The organism is Pseudomonas sp. TREG-RG-20F-10-E-6-01 (assembly GCF_022662455.1).
In the GTDB taxonomy this organism is placed as follows: Bacteria; Pseudomonadota; Gammaproteobacteria; order Pseudomonadales; family Pseudomonadaceae; genus Aquipseudomonas.
Genome location: NZ_JAKNQP010000019.1, coordinates 1 through 18,468, shown reverse-complemented (window position 1 = coordinate 18,468; position 18,468 = coordinate 1). Strand labels below are relative to the sequence as shown.

The 18,468-nt window shown below is 61.9% G+C and carries 14 protein-coding genes; 3 read left to right on the top strand and 11 right to left on the bottom strand.

The annotated features are described in order from the left end of the window. Window positions 1-267: 267 nt before the first annotated feature. Together L8K08_RS28660 and L8K08_RS28655 are read left to right on the top strand one after the other, a co-directional pair. Window positions 268-2,433 carry an outer membrane assembly lipoprotein YfiO gene (locus L8K08_RS28660; RefSeq protein ID WP_242201706.1) on the top strand — a complete coding sequence of 722 codons (2,166 nt, stop codon included), beginning with the start codon at window positions 268-270 and terminating at the stop codon, window positions 2,431-2,433. Continuing rightward, window positions 2,430-3,134, top strand: a complete 705-nt coding sequence (locus L8K08_RS28655; RefSeq protein WP_242201703.1) for a DUF3142 domain-containing protein — start codon at window positions 2,430-2,432, stop codon at window positions 3,132-3,134. The genes L8K08_RS28660 and L8K08_RS28655 overlap by 4 nt, the downstream gene beginning before the upstream one ends. A 117-nt stretch (window positions 3,135-3,251) precedes the next feature. Here L8K08_RS28655 and L8K08_RS28650 read toward each other — a convergent pair whose 3' ends face one another. From L8K08_RS28650 to L8K08_RS28600, 11 genes are all read right to left on the bottom strand, one after another. Next, entirely contained in the window at window positions 3,252-4,685 is a 1,434-nt protein-coding gene (locus L8K08_RS28650; protein ID WP_242201701.1) for an efflux transporter outer membrane subunit, read from the bottom strand. Continuing rightward, the gene (locus tag L8K08_RS28645; RefSeq protein WP_242201699.1) at window positions 4,682-5,740 is read right to left on the bottom strand and encodes an HlyD family secretion protein; all 1,059 of its coding nucleotides are present in this window, start codon (window positions 5,738-5,740) and stop codon (window positions 4,682-4,684) included. The genes L8K08_RS28650 and L8K08_RS28645 overlap by 4 nt, the downstream gene beginning before the upstream one ends. 15 nt (window positions 5,741-5,755) lie before the next feature. Next, the gene (locus L8K08_RS28640; RefSeq protein WP_242201697.1) at window positions 5,756-7,291 is read right to left on the bottom strand and encodes an MFS transporter; all 1,536 of its coding nucleotides are present in this window, start codon (window positions 7,289-7,291) and stop codon (window positions 5,756-5,758) included. 291 nt (window positions 7,292-7,582) lie between these two features. Further along, complete coding sequence (locus L8K08_RS28635) at window positions 7,583-8,503, bottom strand: LysR family transcriptional regulator (RefSeq protein WP_145159612.1); 921 nt, start codon at window positions 8,501-8,503, stop codon at window positions 7,583-7,585. Window positions 8,504-8,555: 52 nt separating this feature from the next. Further along, window positions 8,556-8,888 (bottom strand): hypothetical protein, encoded by a 333-nt coding sequence (locus L8K08_RS28630; RefSeq protein ID WP_242201695.1) that lies wholly within the window; start codon window positions 8,886-8,888, stop codon window positions 8,556-8,558. Window positions 8,889-9,316: 428 nt separating this feature from the next. Beyond that, complete coding sequence (locus L8K08_RS28625) at window positions 9,317-10,165, bottom strand: ABC transporter permease (protein ID WP_242201692.1); 849 nt, start codon at window positions 10,163-10,165, stop codon at window positions 9,317-9,319. Window positions 10,166-10,176: 11 nt separating this feature from the next. Next, window positions 10,177-11,028, bottom strand: coding sequence for an ABC transporter ATP-binding protein (locus L8K08_RS28620; protein ID WP_242201691.1), 852 nt, complete (start codon window positions 11,026-11,028; stop codon window positions 10,177-10,179). A gap of 26 nt (window positions 11,029-11,054) precedes the next feature. Beyond that, window positions 11,055-11,948, bottom strand: coding sequence for a TauD/TfdA family dioxygenase (locus L8K08_RS28615; protein ID WP_242201688.1), 894 nt, complete (start codon window positions 11,946-11,948; stop codon window positions 11,055-11,057). Window positions 11,949-12,163: 215 nt separating this feature from the next. After that, complete coding sequence (locus L8K08_RS28610) at window positions 12,164-13,528, bottom strand: HlyD family type I secretion periplasmic adaptor subunit (protein ID WP_242201687.1); 1,365 nt, start codon at window positions 13,526-13,528, stop codon at window positions 12,164-12,166. Beyond that, window positions 13,518-15,674 (bottom strand): type I secretion system permease/ATPase, encoded by a 2,157-nt coding sequence (locus L8K08_RS28605; RefSeq protein WP_119738405.1) that lies wholly within the window; start codon window positions 15,672-15,674, stop codon window positions 13,518-13,520. The genes L8K08_RS28610 and L8K08_RS28605 overlap by 11 nt, the downstream gene beginning before the upstream one ends. A gap of 41 nt (window positions 15,675-15,715) precedes the next feature. Next, complete coding sequence (locus L8K08_RS28600; protein WP_145159602.1) at window positions 15,716-17,074, bottom strand: TolC family outer membrane protein; 1,359 nt, start codon at window positions 17,072-17,074, stop codon at window positions 15,716-15,718. A gap of 341 nt (window positions 17,075-17,415) precedes the next feature. On the opposite strand from L8K08_RS28600, the gene L8K08_RS28595 reads away from it, so the two are divergent. Beyond that, on the top strand, window positions 17,416-18,468 hold a 1,053-nt coding region (locus L8K08_RS28595; protein WP_242201685.1), incomplete at its 3' end, for a retention module-containing protein.

Genomic DNA, 18,468 nt, shown 5'->3' with positions numbered 1-18,468 from the left:
CATTTCCCGGGCAAACCCTGCACACGCGCAAACAAGCGCCACTCTAGGACAAAAGCCCCGGTTTCGCTCGCTGTTTTACAACCGTCGGGCGGCACACCGCGGGATTTGACTTGAAGCTCATAGACCCGCCACTGCGCCCGGATTTCGCTGAGCATTGCCACGACCAAAAATCGGACAAATCAGCAATTTGTGTAGGCCTTCACCGAAGCTGCTGCCGGATCAAGCTATGATTGGCACCCTCCAAGGACTCAGGATCAAGGACACGTCATGCGCATCGGTTTTTTGTCACCCCTGGCTCTGGCCCTGCTTGCCGGCATTTCCCTACCGGCCCAGGCCAGTTCGGACGACTCGTGTTACCCCGACTGGCGGGTGTCGCGTGACACGCTGGACCCCTGCAACAACCTGCCGTTCCTGAGCCCTGGCAATGACAGCCGGGCCAATCTGCGCTTGTTGCTGGCCGACAAGAACGCCGCGCCGCTGACGCCCAATGCCCTGAGCGAAGATGACCTGGCCGAGGGTTTTGGCCCGGTGCCGTTCCCGGTATATCGCCTTGTGCCGCGTGGCGAAGCCGAGCCGGTCAGCACGTCCGACGCCCCCAACACCTCGCCACTCGATGCACTGCTTGAACCGCTGGGCATCAAGCGCGACGACGCTAAAGCTGCCGGCGATGCGTTTCTCAATGGCGAAGGCAGCCGCTGCCGCAGCAATGACGACAACAGCGCCGCCGCGTTTATCAGCCAGGTGGTCAAAGCCGACATGCCAGCCACCGAACGCGATCTGCTGGTGAAGGCGCGCCTGCAATTGCTCACCGCCTGTGAATGGGTAGGCCCGGTGGTGGAGCCACCGCAAGATATCCAGTCGACCGAAGGTCAGCTGTTTCGCACGTACCTGCAAGCCGCCGCCGATTTCTACACAGGCCGTTTCACCGAGGCCGGGCCTGGCTTCGTCGCCCCCCAGAACGCTACTTCGCCCTGGCTGAAAGAAACCGCGCTGTACATGATCGCGCGTAACTCACTCAACCAGGCCCAAGCCAACACCTATGACGAAGACGGCGTGCCGCACCTCGACCGTGTGGATAAACCTGCGCTCGCCGAGGCCGAGAAAGGCTTCGACGCTTATCTGAAAACTTATCCACAGGGCGAGTACAGCGCCTCTGCGCGCGGCTTGCTGCGCCGGGTTTACTGGCTGGCGGACGACAACGAAAAACTCGCCGAGGCATTTGCCTGGCAACTGACCCAGGCCACCGACGAGCAGCGCAATGTGTCGGTGGATGAATTGGTCGAAGAGGCCGACCTCAAGCTGTTGATGGTCAATAGCGACACGGTCAAGACGCCGATGATCCAACTCGTCAGCGACCTGATGGTCATGCGTGGCGGCAACCAGCCCGCGCTCAGCCGCGCAGACCTTGAGAAGCAAAAAGCAGCGTTTGCCGATGAGCCGGCGTTTTACGACTACTTGTTAGCCGTGAGCGCGCTGTACGTCGAGCATCAACCGGATGCCGCCTTGAAGCAGTTGCCGCAAAGCGTGCCGTCGAGCCTGAATTACTTCGCCTTCAGCCAACAAACCCTGCGCGCCCTGGCCCTGGAAGCCAAGCAAGACTGGAAAGGCGCACAAGACCTGTGGCTGCAACTGCTGCCGCTGGCCAAATTGGCGCTGCAACGCGACCAGTTGGAGTTGGCCCTGGCACTCAACTACGAGCGCAGCGGCCAGCTGGCCAACGTGTTCGCCGCGGATTCGCCGATCAGCGCCAAGCAAGTGCGTTACATCCTGCTGCGCAACGTTGCCGGGCCTGACTTGCTGCGCCAGCAGATCGCCAAAGCCGACGACCCGGTGGAGCGCCAGACCGCGCAATTCGTGCTGCTTTATAAGGACTTGCTGCGCGGCCAGTTCGCCACCTTCGCCGACGACCTCAAGCAACTGCCAGCGCCGGCCCCTGAAGACAAGCTGGGCACCAGCCTGGGCTACGTCTACAGCGGCGGCCAGAGTTTGAAGCTGTTCCAGTGGAACGGTGAAAAAGCCGAATCCGGCTACAGCTGCCCGACCATCGCGCAAACCGCCGCCACCTTGCAAACCGATGCGAAAAACTCGCAAGCCCTGAACTGCTTTGGTGAATTCATCTTGCGCAATAACCTCGACGGCATGCCCCTGGAGCAGACACGCGCCGCCGGCAGCCTGGGCAGCACCGCGTCGCCATTCCCCGGTGAAACCTTCTCGCGGCTCAACGGCTACAAGCAGGTGATCGCCAACGCCAAGGCGCCGAAGAACGACAAAGCCTACGCACTGTTCCGTGCCATCAACTGCTATGCACCGGCCGGCTACAACAGCTGCGGCGGCGATGACGTTGAACCGGCCGTGCGCAAGGCCTGGTTCCGCCAGCTCAAAAGCGGCTTCGCCGACACCCAGTGGGGCAAATCGCTGCAGTACTACTGGTGAAGCACCTGTGGCTCGGCTTGCTCCTGCTGGCGAGCCCGGCCTTTGGCGCCGTCGACGCTCGCGACTACGACGCCTTCTGGCTGTGGAGTGGCGTTACTCCACAGCCAGTCCTCAAGCAGGCAAAAACCCTGTACATCCTGCAAGGCCAGATCAACTCCACCCGCCGCGCCCCCGAGCGCGGCGTGCAACTGATCGCCCAAGGCCTCGGCATCCCGCGCCTTACCCGGGGCGACGTCTGGGTGGTCTACCGCGCCCACACTTTGCACTGGCCAGAACCGGTCTACACCCAACTGCTCGGCCAGGTGCAACGCTGGCGCGATGCGGGCAACCCGGTGGTCGGCATCCAGATCGATTTCGACGCCCGCACCCAATACCTGCACGAATACGCCGACTTCCTGCGCGACCTGCGCCACCGCCTGCCCGCCGACTTGAAGCTGAGCATCACCGGGCTGATGGACTGGAGCAGCAATGCCGACCCAACCGCCATCGCGCAGCTCAAAGGCGTGGTGGATGAAGTGGTGGTGCAGACGTATCAAGGGCGCCACAGCATCCCGGATTACGCCGCGTATTTACCGCGCATGAACCGGCTGGGGCTGCCATTCAAGGTCGGCTTGATTCAGGGCGGCGTGTGGGAGGCGCCGGGGTATTTGAAGGGGAATGAGTGGTTTCGCGGGTATGTGGTTTTTCTGCAGAATCCGTGACCCACGCACGGTTTCCATGTGGGAGCGGGCTTGCCCGCGATAGCGGCAGTTCAGTCAACGTGATGTTGAATGATATGCCCTCATCGCGGGCAAGCCCGCTCCCACAGGGTGTTGTGTTTAGCCTGCGGGATAAACAGACTGCCACCCGCCGCCCAGCGCCTTGTACAACCCGACCATGGCCAGCGACACGCCGGTGGAGCTTTCCACCCACTGTTCCTGCGTCGCGAGCAGCGCGCTTTGCACGGTCAGCACATTGACGAAATCCACCACGCCTTCGACGTACTGCTGTTGCGCGGTGCTCAACGCGATCTGGTTCTGGCGCACCGCTTCGGCGAGGCTGTCGCGGCGCAGTTGGCTGGCGTTGTAGCGGGTCAGCTGGTCGTCGATTTCATGCCAGGCGCGCAGCACGGTTTGCTGGTAGGCCAGCGCGGCTTCCTGTTGCTGCGCTTCACGCAGGTTCAACATGCCTTGCAGGCGCCCGCCGTTGAACAGCGGCAGGCTGAATTGCGGGCCGAAGGCGAACGCACGCGAGCCCCATGAGCCGAAATCCGACAGTTGCAGGGCCTGGGAGCCCAGGCTGCCGGACAGGGTGATGCGCGGATAGAAGTCACCCTTGGCCACGCCGATAGTGGCGGTGGCCGCGTGCAGGCGTGCTTCGGCCTGGCGTATGTCGGGGCGGCGTTCAGCCAACTCCGACGGCAAGCCGATGGCGACCTGGCGCTGGGTTTGCGGCACGGCGGCGTCCTTGGACAACTGCGCATGCAGGGCTTGTGGCGGCTCGCCCATCAACAGGCTCAGGGCGTTGATCAATTGGTCCTGGCGCTGCTGCAAATCCGGCAGGCGCGCTTCAATGGCGGCCACTTGGGCAGCAGCTTCGGCCACGTCCAGGTCGGTCGCGACACCGTCGGCCAGGCGCAGTTGCGAGAGTTTGAGGCTGTGGCGCGCCACGTCGAGGTTTTGCTCGGTGACGGCGCGGGTGTTCTGCACGCCGCGCAACTGGATGTAGTCCTGGGCGGTTTCGGCGAGCACCGACAACAGCACGGCGCGGCGGTCGTCTTCGGCCACTTGCAGGGTGGCGTCGGCGGCTTCGGTTTCACGTTTTACACGGCCCCAGAAGTCCAATTCCCAGGCGGCAGAGAAGCCCATGTCCCATTGGTTGAACGCCGAACGGCCATTCTCGCCGGACGGATCACTCAAGCCTTTAGCGCTGTTGCGCTCACGCTGATAACCACCGGTGGCGTTGACGTTGGGATAACGCTCGGCGGTGGTCACCTGGCGCACGGCGCGGCTTTGTTGCAGGCGGCTGCTGACCAGTTTCAGGTCGAGGTTATCGGTGAGCGCACGGCGTGTGAGCGCTGAAAGTTGCGCGTCGTGGAACACGTCCCACCAACGCTCCTGCAAAGGCTCGGTGACGGCGCGGCTGGCGGCTTGGCGCCCTTGGGGCTCGCCCCATTGCGTGATGTGCGGGCCTTGCGGCCGCTGGAAATCCGGGCCAACGGTACAGGCACTGAGGCTGATGAGGCTCAAGGTGAGCCAGGCAAATGGCTTCATTGCTGGGCCACCTCACGCGGCTGCGCAACAGGCTGGGTGTCGACGCTGGCCTCCACCGACATGCCGACACGCAAGCGCTCGGTCAGTGGCTGATTGGGTTCGAGCACGATTTTCACCGGAATGCGTTGCACCACCTTGGTGAAATTGCCGGTGGCGTTGTCGGGTTTGACCGAGGCGAACGTCACGCCCGTGGCGGGTGCGAGGCTTTCCAGATGACCCTTGAGAAGTTCGCCGTCGAGGCTGTCGACACGCACCTGCACGGCTTGGCCGGCGTGCATGTGCCACAACTGGGTTTCCTGAAAGTTGGCCACCACATAAGCCTCGGCCAAGGGCACCACGGCGAGGATCTTGCTGCCCGGCGTCACATAGGCGCCCACCCGTACCGCGCGCTCACCGACCATGCCGTCCACTGGCGCGACGATGCGCGTGTAAGAGAGTTGATAGCTGGCCATTTCGAGCGCTGCCTGGGCACGTTTGAGCCCACCTTCGGCGGCATCGCGCTGGGCGGTGAGGATTTCCACCTGCTTGCGTTCTGCGGCGAGCACCGCCGTGGCATTGGCCAGGCGCGCGGTGGCCTGGTCGATGCGGGTCTTGGCTTGCTGGGCGTTCTGCACGGTGCCCGCGCCTACACCGGCGAGGTGGCTGTAGCGGTTCAGTTCGTGTTCGGCAAAAGCCACTTCGGCACGGTCCGCCGCTACGGTGGCCTGGGCCTGGGCGATCACCGAGCTTTGGCGTTCGAGGGTCGCGGTGGCGTTTTTCAGTTGGGCCTGGGCGACGAGCGTGTCGGCATCGGCCGCCTGGGCGGCGGCGCGAAAATCGCGGTCATCGATCAACGCCAACAGCTGGCCGGCCTTGACGCGCTGGTTGTCTTCCACCAGCACTTCCTTGATAAAACCGGCCACGCGCGGCGCCACCAAGGTGAAGTCGGCGGCAACGAAGGCGTCGTTGGTGGTCTGGCGCTTGCTGCCCAACAGGCCGGGCGCAACCAGATAAACCAGTACACCGACGGCAAACACAGCAATAACGGCGACGGCAATTTTGTCTTTGCGTTTCATGAGAAATCCTTTTGGCTAGGTCGGTGCGCGCGGTGGAAAAATCCGCGTCGGCATCCAGAAAATCAGCAGAATCAGCGCCACCGCGACAGCGGCCATGACGTAATAGAGGTCCGAAGAAGTCAGCACTACGGCCTGCTCGTGCAGGCGGTGCGCCAGGCCCGGCGCGTCGCCGTCGGCCAGGGGCGAGTTGCCCAGGCGGTCCACCAACATGGTCGAGTGAAAGTGCAGACGCTGGGTGGTCAGCGTGTCCAGCACGGCGGTGGCGATCACGGCGGCCAGGCCTTTGACGGTGTTGAACCACGCCGAGGCGAACGGCCCGTCCATCGGTTGGATGCTGCCAGTGGAGAGCATCAGCAGCGGCAGTACGGCCATGGGCTGACCAAAGATTTGCAGCAGGTAGAGGCCGTAGAAATCGTCGCGAATCCACTCCGACGTCAGGTGCGAGCTGCCCACACAGCACAGCACCAGCATGCTCAAGCCAATCCCCAGGACCCAGCGGCAATCGACCCAGCGCAGGTTGCACAGCGCCGCCACCAACGGCAGCGCAATCAACTGCGGCAACGCCATCAGCAGCATCACCGGCGCAGTTTGCAACGGCCGGTAACCCTGAACCTGGGCGAGGAAACTCGACGGGATGATGATGACCGACGTCAGCACCATCAGCACACCCGCCAGCACGATCAAGGCAAACGCCAGGTTGCGCAGGCCGAGCATCTGCAACTTGAAAAATGGAATCGGCTGCGACCATTCATTGATCAGAAACAGCACCAGCAACAGCGTGCCGCCGCTGAGCAGAAAGGTGATCAGGCCGGACTCGAACCAGTCCAGGCGATTGCCCTGCAACAAGCCGATCACCAGCATGCAGATCGCGGGAAAGCCCAGCAGCACGCCGCGCCAGTTGAACTGCTTGAAGCGCTCCAGGCGCACCGGGTCTTGCGGCAAGCCGTAGGCCACGGCGGCCATCGCCAGCAGGCACGGCGCGACGATCTGCCAAAACGCCCATTGCCAGCCGACGTATTCAGTCCACAGCGCCGCCAACGGCGTGCCCAGGCTTGGGCCGAACGTGGCGGTGAGTGCGTAACCCGCCAGGCCATACAGCTTGACGTTGGCCGGCAGGAAACGCAGCGCCACGGTCATCAGCATCGGCGGCAACGCGCCACCGGCCAGGCCTTGCACGGTGCGCAGCACCAGCAGGGTTTGGTAGTTCGGCGCAAACGGGCACAGGATGCCCAGCACGGTGAACACGCCGATGGCACACAGCGTGAAGCGGCGCAGGGAAAACGTCACCGAACACCAGGGCGCGAAGGCCATCGCCGCCACGGAGGTCGCCGTATAAGCCGCGACCAGCCAGGTGCCTTCGTCAAAACCGATGTACAGCGCACCACGGATGTCGGCGAGGGCGACTTTGGTGACCATCTCGTTGAGACCGGACACCAGCACCGCCAGCAATACGCCGACCAAGCCAATGATGATGCGCGGGCCGAACACGGGCGGGTTGAGCGCAATGGGTTTGGCTGCAGCCTGGAGGGCGGGGGCAGCGAGGGAGGTCATGGACAGGTAACTCGGGATTAGAAATACCCGAGCAGTTTAATCAGGCACACCCATAACAAAAAGTTACTTGCTGGAAGCTTATAAGTGCGTCAGACGCAACTGTTGGGCCACGCACTTATCCCGTGGTAGCTGGCTTGCCGTGGCGAGCGGGCTTGCCCCGCGTCGGGCAGCGAAGCGGCCCCGATAAAGACACTGAGAGTTTTCTGATGAAACTCAGCGCCTGGCTTTGGGGCCGCTTCGCAGCCCAACGCGGGGCAAGCCCGCTCGCCACGATAAGCCAGTGCCTACACTTTAGGTGGGCTGCGCTTCCAGCCAGGTAGCGTGGCAGCTTTCGCGCATGGTTTCGCGCAGCCACTTATGGGCAGGGTCTTTGTCGAAACGCGGGTGCCAGAACTGGGCCAGCATCAGCGTCGGCAGGGAGATTGGCAATTGGAATGCGCGCAGGGGCAGCTTCAGGCGATTGGCACTCAGCAGGGCTTCCTTGGGCACCGGCAGCAGCAGGTCGGAATCGGGCAGCATGAACATCGCGCCATGAAAGCCTGGGGCGATCATGGCCACGCGGCGCTCCAGGCCCAGGGCATTGAGCGCTGTGTCGATTGGCCCGCGGGCGATGCCGCGTCGCGAAATGCTGATGTGGGAGTAGCTGGCAAACCGCGCGGCGGTGATTTCTTCGTCGAACAGTGGGTGGTCCTCGCGCGCAAGGCCCACAAAGGTGGTGGAAAACAGGTTCTGCACCTTCACTTCGGGGCTGGACGGCATGGAATTACTCACCCGCAGGTCCAGCCGGCCTTCACGCAATGCCTCGTCATCGGTGTCGCCTTCGGGCACAAAACACAGCTCGCACAGCGGTGCCATGCGTTCCATGGTGTCGAACAGCCGACCGCCATACACGCCGATAAAGAAGTCATTGGCACGCACGCTGAAACGCCGGCGCAAGGTGCTGAGGTCAACCTGGTCTGCCGAGCGGAACAACAACGCCGCCTGCTCCACCACGTTGCGCACCTGGCCTTGCAACTGCAGCGCCTTGGGCGTTGGCACCAGACCACGCCCGGCGCGCACCAGGATCGGGTCGCCCACCGCTTCGCGAATACGCGTGAGGGTGCGGCTCATGGCGGCCGGGCTCAGGTTCATCCGCCGTGCGGCGCCGACCACACTGCCCTCGTCGAGCAAGGCGTCGAGGGCGACCAGCAGGTTCATGTCCGGTAATTGCATGCCAAGCACTCGTGTTCAGTGGGGCGTGAAGCGCACGCAATCGTAGCAGGCTTTACAGGTAGCGCCTCAAGTTGCGCGGCAGGTACTGAGCATAAGTGGATTTGGGATGAGCCTGACACTTGCGCACGATATCCGGCAGGGATTTTTCCAGTTCATCGGCTCGGGCCAGGCTCTCGTTGTAGTCGCTTTTACCGGTGAACGCCGGAAACATCACCGCCACACGGGTAATAGCAAAACTCTTCATGGCGATCAACGGGCGGGCGGGATGGTCACGGCGAAATTGGCTGACTTCTTCGCTCAACGCGCGGCAGGTTTGATAGGTAGTTTGCGTAAAAGACAGTTGAGTCGCTTCTTCCTTGCTTGCCGGTTCAGGCGTGAAAACCATATCGTTTTGCGCCTCAAGCACCGCTGGCTGATCGGCGTTTACCGCCCAGGCTTTGAACCGCCATTGACTCGCCGCCTCCACGGCAGCCGCGCCGAATGCAGGCTGGGTGGCACTGATCGCTTTGACATCGCTGACGGTTCCGTCGTTGTGAATATTCAGGCTGATGCGCGCATGCCCTTGGAGGTTGACCAGGTTTGCCGGGTAATGCGGCTAGGGCATGGACACCGCTTCAGGCTTGAATTGAGCAAACACCGACGTCGACAAAAATAAAGCCGCAGCCAAGACAAAAAACCGCATCGCCGTAAATCCTTCTACCGGGAATGCCTGACGTCAAGGCGACGTCAGGTTCGGCCGGCATTATCGGACTCAGCGAGACCAATGAGCAATCATTCCTATTTGAAGAGGATCGTTCCTACAGATAAGTAGGATCAACGCTGCATGCCCCAGCGCTTCACCGTCAGCCGTTCAACGGTGTTGAACACCAGATTTTCGACCAGCAACCCGATCAGGATGACCACGGCCAAGCCGGCAAACACCTTGTCGGTGTACAGCTCATTGCGGTTCTGGAAGATGTACCAACCCAAACCGCCCTTGCCGCTGCTGGCGCCGAACACCAGCTCGGCGGCGATCAACGTGCGCCAGGCAAATGCCCAGCCGATTTTCAGCCCGGCAAGGATCGACGGCAGCGCCGCCGGGATCAGGATGAACAGCACAAAACGCATGCCCTTGAGGCCGTAGTTGCGGCCGGCCATGCGCAGGGTTTCAGACACGCCGAGAAACCCCGAATACGTGTTCAGCGCCAGGGCCCACAGCACCGAATGCACCAGCACGAAAATCAGGCTGTTCTGCCCCAGGCCGAACCACAGCAGGGCCAGCGGCAGCAACGCAATGGCCGGCAGCGGGTTGAACATCGAGGTCAGTGTGCTCAGCAGGTCGCGGCCAAGCTGGGTCGAGACCGCCAGCGTGGTCAGGGCAAACGCCAGCACGATGCCGATCACGTAGCCCTTGATCAGCACCGCCAGCGAGATGCTCACTTTGCTCAACAACTCACCGCTGAGCAGGCCATCGAATAACGCTTGAGAGGTCTGCAGGAAGCTCGGCAGCAGCAGGTCATTGTTCTGGTAACGCGCGACTGCCTCCCAGAGGACCGCCAGCACGATCAGGATCAGGCCCTTGCGCAGCCAGCCTTGCTGCCACAAGCGTTGGCGCAGCGGCAGCTCGCGTTCAACGGGAACGCTGAGCAGCGGTTCGAGGTGTACTTCAAATTCCTGGCGCATAGGTCGGCCCCTTAGTAAGCGATGCGGATATCGGCGAAACCCAACTCACGTTCGGCCTCGGGCGCTTCATCGAACAGCAGGCGATGAATGCGCCGCGCCGACGCCTGGAATTCCAAACCGCCGAGGCTGTGCAGGTCGTATTGATGGCTATGGATTTCCGCACGCACACGCCCCGGGTGCGGCGACAGCAACAGGATGCGATTTCCCACCACCAAGGCTTCTTCGATGGAATGGGTGACGAACAACAGCGTGAAGCGCACCTCTTCCCAGAGCAGCAGCAGTTCTTCCTGCATCTTGCGTCGGGTCAAGGCGTCGAGGGCGGCGAAGGGTTCATCCATCAGCAGGATTTTTGGCTGCATGGCCAGGGCGCGAGCGATCGCCACACGGGCTTTCATGCCGCCGGACAGGGTGTGGGGGTAAGAATCGGCAAAAGCGCTGAGGCCGACTTTTTCGAGGTAGTACAGCGCACGCTCTTCGGCTTCGCGACGCTTCAAGGTTTTGGACGCCAGCAGCGGGAACATCACGTTCTGCTTGACGGTTTTCCACGGCGGTAACTGGTCGAATTCCTGGAACACCACGATGCGATCCGGGCCGGGTTGTTCGACCTGTTGCCCGAGCAGGCGAATCTCGCCTTCGCAGGGTTTGATAAACCCGGCGATGGACTTGAGCAAGGTGGATTTGCCGCAGCCCGAAGGGCCGAGCAGCACGTAGCGATCAGCCGGGTCGATCTCGAAACTGACTTGATGGGTGGCCCGCACTACGCGCTCGGGGGTGCGGTATTCGAGGCTGACGTGGTCCACCGCCAACAGCGGCTGGGCGGTGTTCAGGTTGCTGGCCGCGTGGCCTTGCAGGGGCGCGTTCATTTCAACTCTCTTGCCGAGGATCAGGATTAGAAAGGCGCATCGCCCTGAATGGTGGTGCGAAACAGCTTGCGGCGCAGGTGGCTCGGGCAACCGGCGGCCAGGTGGATCAGCGAGCGGTTGTCCCAGAACACCAGGTCGTGGGGCTGCCACTGGTGGCGGTAGATGTTGTGCGGCAGCACGCTGTGGGCGTAGAGCTGGGCCAGCAGGTCGCGGCTTTCATCTTCGGGCAGGCCGACGATGCGGGTGGTGAAACCTTCACTGACGAACAGCGCCTTGCGGCCGTTTTCCGGATGAGTGCGCACGATCGGGTGCACCACTTCGGCCACTTGGGCCAGCTGCTCAGGCGTCAGGGTTGGCCGCCAGTTGCCTTCGAATTTGGTTTCGCTGTAGCGCGCGGTGTAGGAATGCGCGGCGCTGCGGCCCTCCACCGCTTTGCGCAGGTGCTCGGGCAGTTGGTCCCAGGCTTTGTGCATGTCGGCAAACAGTGTGTCGCCGCCTTCGGAGGGCAGCTCCTGGGCATGCAGCATTGAGCCCAGGCTTGGCAGCTCTTTATAGGACAGGTCCGAGTGCCAGAACTTGCCCGCGTCCCCCAGGCCGATGGATTGGCCGTTTTCGATGATGTTGGAGACGATCAGGATTTCCGGGTGGTTGGCCAGCAGGAACTGCTTGAGCACGTGGATCTGCAACACACCGAAGCGGCGGCTGAAGGCGATCTGTTGTTCGGGGGTGATGCGCTGGTCGCGGAACACCACGACGTGGTGATCCAGGTGCGCGCGGTGGATGCGTGCGAAGTCCTGGTCGTTAACCGGGCGAGACAAATCCAGGCCGACGATCTCGGCGCCAACGCTGCCGGGGAATGGGCGGATCTCGAAGGTTTGGGCGGTTGGGGTCGCTGTTGGAACAGTAGAGGTGGCGGACATGAGGGCACTCCCGGTCGGACAGGAGAGTGACTTTATAGATATAAGAACGGGCGATTAAATACCGTTAGTGAATATCGATATGCATTAGGGTGGGGGTCTGTGGTGAAGCTGATGGCGCCATCGCAGGCAAGCCAGCTCCCACATTTTGATTTGTGAACACATTCAAATGTGGGAGCCGGGCTTGCCCGCGATGAGGCCCTGGCAGGCGATAGAGATTACCGCTCGTGCAACGCCTCGGCCCGCGCCTTGATGATCGGTTTGAGCAGGTAGCTCAGGATGCTTTTCTTGCCCGTGATGATGTCCACCGAGGCCACCATGCCGGGGATGATCAGCAGCGGCTTCTCATCGGTGCCCAAATGGCTGCGGTCGGTGCGCAAGGTGATCATGTAGTAGGTGGTTTTCTTGTCTTCGTCGGTGATGGTGTCAGCACCGATGCGTTCGAGCTTGGCCTTCAGCCCGCCATAAATGGTGTAGTCATAGGCGGTGAATTTGACGATCGCTTCTTGCCCAGGGTGCAGGAACGCAATGTCTTGCGGGCGGATCTTGGCTTCGACCAGCAGGGTGTCGTTAAGCGGCACGATTTCGACCATGTCGCTGCCCGGCTGGATCACGCCGCCGACAGTGTTGACCAGCAGCTGCTTGACGATACCGCGCACTGGCGAGGTGACCAGCGTGCGGCTGACGCGGTCTTCGAGGGCGCGGCCGGTGGATTCGGCCTTATTCAGTTCGGTGCGCGCTTCGTTGAGTTGGGTCAGCGCTTCACTGCGGAATTTGCCCCGGGTTTCGTCGATCTTGCGCTGCACTTCCTTGATCGCTGATTCGGCACGGGGAATCGCCAGGGTGGTGGCGTCCAACTGGCCGCGGGTTTCCATCTCGGCGCGTTTGAGGCGCAGCACTTCCACCGGCGACACCGCTCCCTGGGCCACCAACGGCTCGGACATGTTGATTTCCTGACGCTGCAGGGACAACTGGTTGCGGTACTGGCCTTGCTTGGAGGTGAACTCGCGCAGTTCCTGTTGACGCTGCACCAGCTGCTCCTGCAAACCGCCGACTTCGTCTTTCAACTGCTGGCGACGGCTTTCATACAGCGAGCGCTCGTTGGCCGCCTGGCTTGGCGCGGCCTTGAGCACGTCGTCGGGAATGTTCAGCGGGCGGTCATCCACCTGCGCGCTCAGGCGCTCGACGCGCAGTTGCATGGCCAGGCGCAAGGCTTCGGTTTCGCCAGCATTGGAGACAAACCGCGTGTCGTCGAGGCGAATCAGCGGCGCGCCGGCTTCGACGATCTGGCCTTCCTTGACGAACAGCTCGGAAACGATGCCGCCTTCCAGGTTCTGGATTTTTTGCAGCTTGGACGACGGAATCGCCTTGCCGTCGCCACGGGTGACTTCGTCGATGCTGGAGAAGCCCGCCCACACGACCAGGAATACGAAGAACGCAATGATTGCCCAAATGGTCAGGCGGATAACCCGCGGTGCATCTTCGATCAGCGCTTTGTTGACCTCAGGCAGCGGCTGGCCCTGCAACGAATCGGAGCCTTTGAAGTAGCGGCCGACCGCGCTTTTGATGGAGTTAAGCAACACTGATCTGCCCCTTTTTCAACGCTTCCATAACCACGGCTTTCGGGCCGTCCGCGAGGATCTGCCCACGGTCGACCACCAGCAGGCGGTCCACCAGCGAGAGCAGTGAGGCACGGTGCGTGACCAGCACCACGGTCTTGTTTTGCACCACGGCTTGCAGGCGTTGTTTCAAGCGTTCTTCACCGGTGTTGTCCATGGCGCTGGTGGGTTCGTCCAGCAGCAGGATGGGCGGGTTGAGCAGCAATGCGCGGGCCAGGGCGACGTTCTGGCGCTGGCCGCCGGACAGGTTCTGCCCACGCTCGCCAACTTGCAGTTCATAACCCTGCGGGTGCAGGCGCGCGAATTCGTGCACGCCAGCCAGTTCGGCGGCTTGCAGGACCATTTCGTCTTCGACATAACGCGCACCCGAGACCAGGTTGTCGCGCAGGGTGCCGGCCAGCAGTTGGATGTCTTGGGCGACGTAGCCGATGTTGTGGCGCAACTCGCTCACGTCGATCTGGCGTACGTCCACGCCGTCCACCAGCAAGGCGCCGGAGTCGGGCTGGTACAGGCCGACGATCAGTTTGGCCAGGGAGCTTTTGCCCGAGCCGCTGCGGCCGATGATGCCGATTTTTTCGCCGGGCTTGATCACCAGGTTGATGTTTTTCAGCGCGGCGTTCTGCTGGTTCGGGTAGGTGAAGTTCAGGCCACGGCACTCGATGGCACCTTGCAGGGTGCGGCGGCTCATCGGGCGTTCTTCGAAATTGCGCTCCTGGGGCAGCTCCATCATCTGGTCCACCGAGGTCATGGTGACCTTGGCTTGCTGGTAGCGGGTCAGCAGGCCCGACAACGAGGCCAGCGGGCTCAGCGCACGGCCACTGAGCATGTAGCAGGCAATCAGGCCGCCCATGCTGAGGTTGCCGTCGATGATCTGGTACACGCCGAACACGATCATGATCACGCCGGCCAGTTGCTGGATCAGCAGGGTCATGTTCATCGACAGGCCCGACAGCAACTTCACGCGCAGCTCCAGCCGGCTGAGGGTGCCGATGGTTTGTTCCCAGCCGTACTGACGCTCGCTCTCGGCGTTGTTGACCTTGACCGCGTCCAAACCTGCGAGGGTTTCGATCAGGCTCGACTGGCGCTCGGCAGCCAGGGCCATGGTCCGCTCCATGGTCGCTACCAACGGTTTTTGCAGGGCGTAGCCGATGCCCAGGGCAATCGGGAAAGCCAGTACCGGAATCCACACCAGGTGGCCGCCAAGGATGGCGATCACCAGGAAAATCAGCAGGGTGAACGGCAGGTCGATCAGGCTGGTGAGGGTCAGCGACGCGAGGAAATCGCGCAGGCTTTGAAACTCATGGATGTTCTGCGCGAAGCTGCCGACCCTTGCCGGGCGGTACTTCATGGACATGCCGACAATGCGCTCGAACAGCGTGGCCGAGATGATCAGGTCGGTTTTTTTGCCGGCCAGGTCCAGGCACAGGCTGCGCAGGCTCTTGAGCACCAGATCGAACAGGTACGCCCCGCCGATGCCCACGGCCAACACCCACAAGGTGGACGTGGCCTGGTTGGGCACTACTCGATCGTAGACGTTCATCACAAACAGCGGCGCCGCCATGGCGATGATGTTGATCAGGAAGCTGGCGGCGATGGCGTCGGTGTAGAGCCAGCGCGAACGCTTGAGGGTGTCGCGAAACCACGAGCGCGCTCGCGGGATCAGCGTGCCGTGGTTGACGTCGAATTTGTGCTGCGGCTGGGCGAAGAAGACTTTGCCGATGTAATCGTCGACCAACAGCTCACGCTTGATCAGCACCTCACCGCCGTCGCTTTCGCTGAGCAGAATGCGGGCTTCGTCTTCGCCTTGCCAACCCACCAGCACGGTACTGCGACCGTCCTTGAGCAACAGCAGCGCCGGCAGTGCGATGGTCGGAATCTGCTCCAGCTTGCGTTGCAGCACCCGCCCTTGCAGGCCGGCACGCGCGGCTGCGCGCGGCAGCAGCTCGGCACTCAGGCGCTGCGAAGGCAGCGGCAGGCCGGTGGTGAGCATGGCCGCGCTGGCCGGTTTTTGATGCAAGGCACAAAGCGCCAACAACCCGTCAAGTAACGGGTCGTCGTGCAGCGTGCGTGGATCATGACTGAGATGAACTCGACTGACTTCGGATTCCACGCGCTGCACTCTCGACTAACAGATGGGGCTATAGGGGTGACTCAATTCATCCCAGGCAGTTGGACTTTTGGCTTCACGTCGTTCTGTACGACGGAGGCCATCGGTGCGACCACGCCCTGGCTTTTGAGCAATTCGCCCATGGTCGCCTTGATTCGATATTGAGTAAATAACTGAATGTTCTTGATCTCTTCCAGACGACGCGAAGCGGTGAACAATTCGTTCTCGCTGTCGAGCAAGTCGAGCAGGGTACGTTGGCCCAGGCTGAACTGCTGCTGGTAAGAGGTGCGCACGCGGGTGCTGTGATCCACGTATTGCTGGGCTACCGGCAATTGCGCGTTGGCGTTGTTCAAGGCGTTCCAGGCCAGGCCCAGTTCTTCGTTGAGTTGGCGCAGGGCGTTGTTGCGGATATCCAGTGCCTGGTTGGCCTGGTAGGACTTCGATTGCAGGTCAGCCTTGTTGCTGCCACCGGCGAACAGGTTGAAGCGCATGCGCACCATGGCTTCCCAACCGTTGCTGTGGCCGGCATCGCCGCCGACGTTGTTGTCGGCATTAGTGCCCAGCTCTGCATCAAAGTGCGGGTAGAAGGTGGACTTGGCAGCTTCGTACTGACTTTCGGCGGCGGAAATATCCGACTCGGCCGAACGCAGGACCGGGCTGTTGTCGAGCATCTGGCGACGTGCTTCGTTGAAGTCAGCCGGCAGCATGGCCACGAACGGCGCCGGGCGCTCGAGCTGGTCGGGCATCTGGCCGACGGCGCTGAGGTAATTGACCTGGGAGTCGGCCAGGTTGGTCTGCTCGGTGATCAGGTTGTTGCGGGCCTGGGCCAGACGCGCTTCGGCCTGGTCCTGGTCGGCACCGTTACCGACGCCGCGCTGGGTGCGCAGCTTGATCTGGTCGTAAATGCGTTCGTGGTTGCGCAGGTTTTCTTCAGCCAGGCGCACGAACTCACGGCGTGTCAGCACATCCAGGTACACCTGGGCGACAGTCAACCCGGTGCGCTCGGAAGTACCCAGCAAGGAGTAAGCGCGGGAATTGACGTTGGCTTGTTGGCGCCCGACTTCGCTGGAGGTGGCGAAACCGTCAAAAATCATCTGCTGCAGACGCAGGCTCGATTCGCCGCGGTTGTGGGTGTCCCACTGGTTGCCGTTCGGGCCGCTGGCGGCGCGCGTGTTGGAATCGTCGGTGCCTTCACGACCATAACCGGCGTTCAGGTCCACGCGAGGCAAGTAACCACCTTGTGCAGCGCGTAAATCGTAATCAGCGGCGATACGGCTATTCACGCCGGCTTGAATTTCCGGGTGCACGTCTAATGCCTGTTGCATGGCCTGGGGCAATGTTTGGGCTTGTACAAAACTGGCGGCGAGTACGAACGGTATTGCCTTGAACAGGTGCAAACGCATTTAAAAATTCCCCAGGACTTCTTGTCTCAAATCACAGCGATTGGCCTCGCTGAGTCGGATAATGGCTACCGTAATGACCGTACGTCGGAAAGTTCAAAAAGCGGAACTGCTTCACACATGTAGGACGGTTCGCCGCATGAATATCAATGTGACATTACAGGGCCAATTGTTTAGGATGGCGACCAGAAGGTCAATAGTTTGGCATAAACTAGATAGCGAATAAATCTAGCCAATTATTTGACGCCAATAAGTAATTAGACTACGCCCCCTCCTGTTTGGCCCTCGCACTTGCGAGCGGCCGCATGGATATCATCAGAAACGGATCGCCGGAGAAATCTTTAATGAGCAGTGTTGTTGCCATCGTCAAAAGCATTGTTGGTCAAGTTTTCGTTATTTCTCCGGAAGGGACACGCCGCGTCCTCGTTGAAGGTGATCGCCTGTTCGCGGGCGACCAGGTAGACACCGGCATGTCCGGCGCGGTCAGCCTGGAACTGGCCGACGGCCGCACGCTGGACCTCGGTCGGGATACCCAATGGAGCGCCGACATGCCGGACTCCAGCCTCGATCTGGCCGCAGCCACCGAGCAGGCCGCGCCGTCGGTTGCCGAGCTGCAGCAAGCCATCGCCGCCGGCGCCGACCCGACCACCGACCTGGAAGCCACTGCCGCAGGCGCAACCGCTGCCGGTAACGGCGCCGCGGGCGGCGGCCACAGCTTCGTCGTGCTGGACGCGACCGCAGGCCGTGTCGACCCGACCATCGGCTTCCCGACCGGCCCTCTGGGCCAGACCACGGCGACACAAACCCAACTGGCGGGCGCCCAAGGCTCGACCGACAACAGCGGCAACCTGGTGCTGCAGGCGTCCACCCTGTCGCTGAGCGCAACCCCGAGCATCACCGAAGCCGGCGGCGTGCTGACCTACACCGCCACGGTGACCCAGGCGCCTTCCAGCAACCTGAACATCACGCTGTCCAACGGCGCAGTGATCACCATCATTGCCGGCCAGACCACCGGCACCGTCAACGTACCGCTGGCGCCGAATGACAGCCCCTACATCGATCCAAGCCAGATCAGCGTCAACGTCACCGGCACCACTGGCGGCAACAACCTGGTACTGACCCTCGACCCCAATCCGGCCGTGACTCAGATTACCGATACCATCGACACCACCACGGTGACGCTGACAGCGGGCGAGACTGTCACCGAAGGCGGTCAGATCACTTACACGGCTACGCTGACTAATCCTGCGCAGACGCCGGTGACGGTCACTTTGAGCAATGGCTCGGTGATCACCATCAAGGCCGGAGAATCGGTTGGCACCGTGGTGGTGGATACGCCGGCTAACGACGTTTACAACAATGGTTCGACTGTCAGCACCACTATTACCGGTGCAACC

What these genes read in the sequence shown, in the direction of transcription:
- L8K08_RS28660 (WP_242201706.1), top strand. Translation starts at nt 268, where the DNA reads ATGCGCATCGGTTTTTTGTCACCCCTGGCTCTGGCCCTGCTTGCCGGC.
- L8K08_RS28650 (WP_242201701.1), bottom strand. Translation starts at nt 4,685, where the DNA reads ATGAAGCCATTTGCCTGGCTCACCTTGAGCCTCATCAGCCTCAGTGCC.
- L8K08_RS28645 (WP_242201699.1), bottom strand. Translation starts at nt 5,740, where the DNA reads ATGAAACGCAAAGACAAAATTGCCGTCGCCGTTATTGCTGTGTTTGCC.
- L8K08_RS28640 (WP_242201697.1), bottom strand. Translation starts at nt 7,291, where the DNA reads ATGACCTCCCTCGCTGCCCCCGCCCTCCAGGCTGCAGCCAAACCCATT.
- L8K08_RS28635 (WP_145159612.1), bottom strand. Translation starts at nt 8,503, where the DNA reads ATGCAATTACCGGACATGAACCTGCTGGTCGCCCTCGACGCCTTGCTC.
- L8K08_RS28630 (WP_242201695.1), bottom strand. Translation starts at nt 8,888, where the DNA reads ATGGTTTTCACGCCTGAACCGGCAAGCAAGGAAGAAGCGACTCAACTG.
- L8K08_RS28625 (WP_242201692.1), bottom strand. Translation starts at nt 10,165, where the DNA reads ATGCGCCAGGAATTTGAAGTACACCTCGAACCGCTGCTCAGCGTTCCC.
- L8K08_RS28620 (WP_242201691.1), bottom strand. Translation starts at nt 11,028, where the DNA reads ATGAACGCGCCCCTGCAAGGCCACGCGGCCAGCAACCTGAACACCGCC.
- L8K08_RS28615 (WP_242201688.1), bottom strand. Translation starts at nt 11,948, where the DNA reads ATGTCCGCCACCTCTACTGTTCCAACAGCGACCCCAACCGCCCAAACC.
- L8K08_RS28600 (WP_145159602.1), bottom strand. Translation starts at nt 17,074, where the DNA reads ATGCGTTTGCACCTGTTCAAGGCAATACCGTTCGTACTCGCCGCCAGT.